Origin of the sequence: Geomonas sp., from assembly GCF_035254065.1 — a bacterium.
Classification (GTDB): Bacteria; Desulfobacterota; Desulfuromonadia; order Geobacterales; family Geobacteraceae; genus Geomonas.
Genome location: NZ_DATFBA010000406.1, coordinates 1 through 3,266 on the forward strand (window position 1 = coordinate 1; position 3,266 = coordinate 3,266).

3 protein-coding genes are annotated in these 3,266 nt (G+C 62.0%); all 3 read left to right on the forward strand.

Features of this window, described 5'->3' with window-relative positions; all coding sequences use genetic code 11:
* A partial coding sequence (locus tag VJ604_RS19065; RefSeq protein WP_324085260.1) for a type I glyceraldehyde-3-phosphate dehydrogenase occupies window positions 1-651 on the forward strand: 651 nt, incomplete at its 5' end.
* Window positions 652-1,065: 414 nt separating this feature from the next.
* Window positions 1,066-2,265 (forward strand): phosphoglycerate kinase, encoded by a 1,200-nt coding sequence (locus VJ604_RS19070; RefSeq protein ID WP_324085262.1) that lies wholly within the window; start codon window positions 1,066-1,068, stop codon window positions 2,263-2,265.
* 179 nt (window positions 2,266-2,444) lie between these two features.
* Window positions 2,445-3,200 (forward strand): triose-phosphate isomerase, encoded by a 756-nt coding sequence (gene tpiA / locus VJ604_RS19075; protein ID WP_324085265.1) that lies wholly within the window; start codon window positions 2,445-2,447, stop codon window positions 3,198-3,200.
* Window positions 3,201-3,266 lie beyond the last annotated feature (66 nt).

A 3,266-nucleotide genomic window follows, 5' to 3' on the forward strand; every position in this document is an offset into this window, starting at 1 on the left:
AAGGTCATCATCTCCGCCCCTGCCAAGGGCGATTGCCTCACCATGGTCATGGGGGTGAACCAGGACAAGTACGACCCGGCCAAACACCAGGTCGTCTCCAACGCCTCCTGCACCACCAACTGCCTGGCCCCGGTCGCCAAGGTGCTCCAGGAGAGCTTCGGCATCGAGAAGGGCCTGGTCACCACCGTGCACTCCTACACCAACGACCAGAACATCCTCGACCTGCCCCATAAGGACCTGCGCCGCGCCAGAGCCGCCGCCCTCTCCATGATCCCGACCACCACCGGCGCCGCCAAGGCCGTGTCGCTGGTGCTCCCCGCCCTGAAAGGGAAGCTGGACGGCATGGCCATCCGGGTGCCGACCCCCAACGTCTCGGTGGTCGACCTGGTCTGCACCCTCTCCAAGCCGACCAGCACCGAAGAGGTGAACGCAGCGCTGAAGGCCGCCTCGGACGGTCCGCTCAAGGGGATTCTCGGCTACAGCTCAGAGCAGCTGGTATCCATCGACTTCAACGGCAACCCGCTCTCCTCCATCGTGGACGCACCTTCCACCAAGGTGATCGACGGCAACATGGTGAAGGTCATCTCCTGGTACGACAACGAGACGGGCTTCTCCGCCCGGGTGGTCGGCCTGATCAAGATGCTCCTCTAGCCGCCGCGCACTCAGCAGATAAAGTAGGGGGGAGCCGGCTCCCCCCCGTTTTTTTTGCGCGCACCCCTCCCCCGCCAACCGCAAAATGCCGCAGAAAGCCGCTTCGCACGCAGATCGTGCTTGACGACTCTCTGCGGTTAGTGCATTTTAAGCGTTTCGAAGGGACGCAGCAGCACACGGCAGACCAGGTCAGCGCGGGCCGGTGGCCGTTCATGCTGAGCTTGTCGAAGCACCCTGTTCGGACTCACCAGCCACCCTTCGACAGGCTCAGGGCGAACGGCTTGAGGCCCGATGACTTTGGTCTGGTCGGGATGCTAACGGCCGGTGAATTTTGTTTTTTCATGTAAAAGCTGCCATTGCCAGAGGCGTATTGAATAACGCGCCATCGAAATCTGTTCGTCAGGGAGGAATGCCATGTCGATCCGTTACATCGACGAGATCAAGGATCTGGAAGGGAAGAAGGTTTTTATGAGGGTAGACTTCAACGTCCCCCTCGACGACAACCAGAACATCACCGAGGACACCCGCATCCGCGGCGTGCTCCCCACCATCAACTACGCCCTGGACAAGAAGGCGAAGATCGTGCTCGCCTCCCACCTGGGCCGGCCCAAAGGGGAGCGCAAGGAGAAGTACTCGATGGCTCCCGCCGCCGAGCGTCTCTCCAAGCTGCTCGGTAAAGAGGTGAAACTGGCGCCCGATTGCATCGGCAGCCAGGTGCAGGCGATGGTGGACGCCATGAAACCGGGCGACATCGTCATGCTGGAGAACGTCCGCTTCTATCCGGGCGAGGAGAAAAACGACAACGAATTCGCCCAGGCGCTGGTGAACGGCTGCGAGATCTACGTGAACGACGCCTTCGCCGTCTCCCATCGCGCCCACGCCTCCGTGCACGCCATCACCAACTTCATCCCGGTCGTGGCTGCTGGCTTCTTGATGAAGAACGAGATGAACTACTTCGACAAGGCGATGAAAAACCCGATCCGCCCGCTGGTGGCCATCCTGGGCGGCGCCAAGGTCTCCGGCAAGATCGAGGTGCTGGAAAACCTGTGCGACAAGGTGGACAAGATCATCGTGGGTGGCGGCATGGCCTTCACCTTCCTGAAGGGGATGGGCTACAACGTCGGCAAGTCCCTGGTGGAGGAAGACCTGATCGAGACCGCCATGAAGACCTACGAGAAGGCCCGCGCCAAGGGGGTTAAGTTCTACCTGCCGGTCGACTGCGTGGTCGCCGACCAGTTCAGCGCCACCGCCGAGAACAAGATCGTTCCCATCCAGGAGATCCCCGAAAGCTGGATGGCGCTCGACATCGGCCCCGCCTCCGTCGCCCTCTTCAGCGAGGCGATCCAGAACGCCAAGACCATCGTTTGGAACGGCCCCATGGGCGTGTTCGAGATGGACGCCTTCTCGCGCGGCACCTTCGCGCTGGTCACCGCGGTCGCCAACTCCTACGCACTGACCATCATCGGCGGCGGCGACACCGACGCGGCGGTCAACCGTGGCGGCGAGGCCTCCCGGATGGGGTACATCTCCACCGGCGGCGGCGCCTTCCTGGAACTTTTGGAAGGGAAGAAACTCCCCGGCATCCAGGTCCTGGAAGAGAAAGGGAACAAGTAACCACAGACTAATACACGATCCGCCTTTAACACCTGCAGAAAAAAGGCCCGCCCCACGTCCCCTCCCCTTCAAAGGGAGGGACAGGGCTTGCCCGCCGTAGCCAATAGGCGAAGGCGGGTGAGGATGGGGTGTGAGCCCCCAGTAACTCCTATACTATCAATGCACTCTTGGAGGAGACCATGCGCAAGCCGGTGATCGCAGGTAACTGGAAGCTTTACAAGACGAAGAACGAGGCCCTGGCGCTGATCGAGGAACTGGCCCCGCTGGTCAAGGGGGTCGACAACGTGGAGATCGTGGTGGCTCCCGTGTTCACGGTGCTCCCCAGCCTGATCGGTGCGGTGTCCGGGACCGGTATCAACCTGGCCGGCCAGGACGTCTTCTGGGAGGACGAAGGCGCCTTCACCGGCGAAATCTCCCCCCGCATGCTGATGGACGCCGGCGCAAGCTACGTGATCATCGGCCACTCCGAGCGCAGGCAATACTTCGGCGAGACCGACGCCACCGTCAACAAGAAGGTCAAGAGCGCCCTGAAGGGGGCCCTGGTGCCCATCATGTGCATCGGCGAGACGCTGGAATCCCGCGAGGCGGGCGAGACCTTCAAGGTGCTGGAAGGGCAGCTTCGCGGGGGGCTCGAGGGTCTGACCGCCACCCAGTTCGCCCCGGTCATCATAGCCTATGAGCCGGTCTGGGCCATCGGCACCGGCAAGACGGCCAGCGACGAACAGGCCCAGGAGGCGCATGCCTTCATCCGCGGCGTGCTCGCCGACCTGTACGGCAAGCAGGTTGCCGACAAGACCCGGGTCCTGTACGGCGGCAGCGTGAAGCCGGAGAACATCAAGGGACTCATGGGCTGCGCAGACATCGACGGTGCCCTGGTGGGCGGCGCCAGCCTGAAGGGGGCCTCTTTCGCCTCCATCGTCCGCTACGGCGAATAAACTTTTTGTGTTTTGCCGTTAACTGTGTTAAATAGTTTTTTTGAACTTTGCCGGAGGTAACAGCTT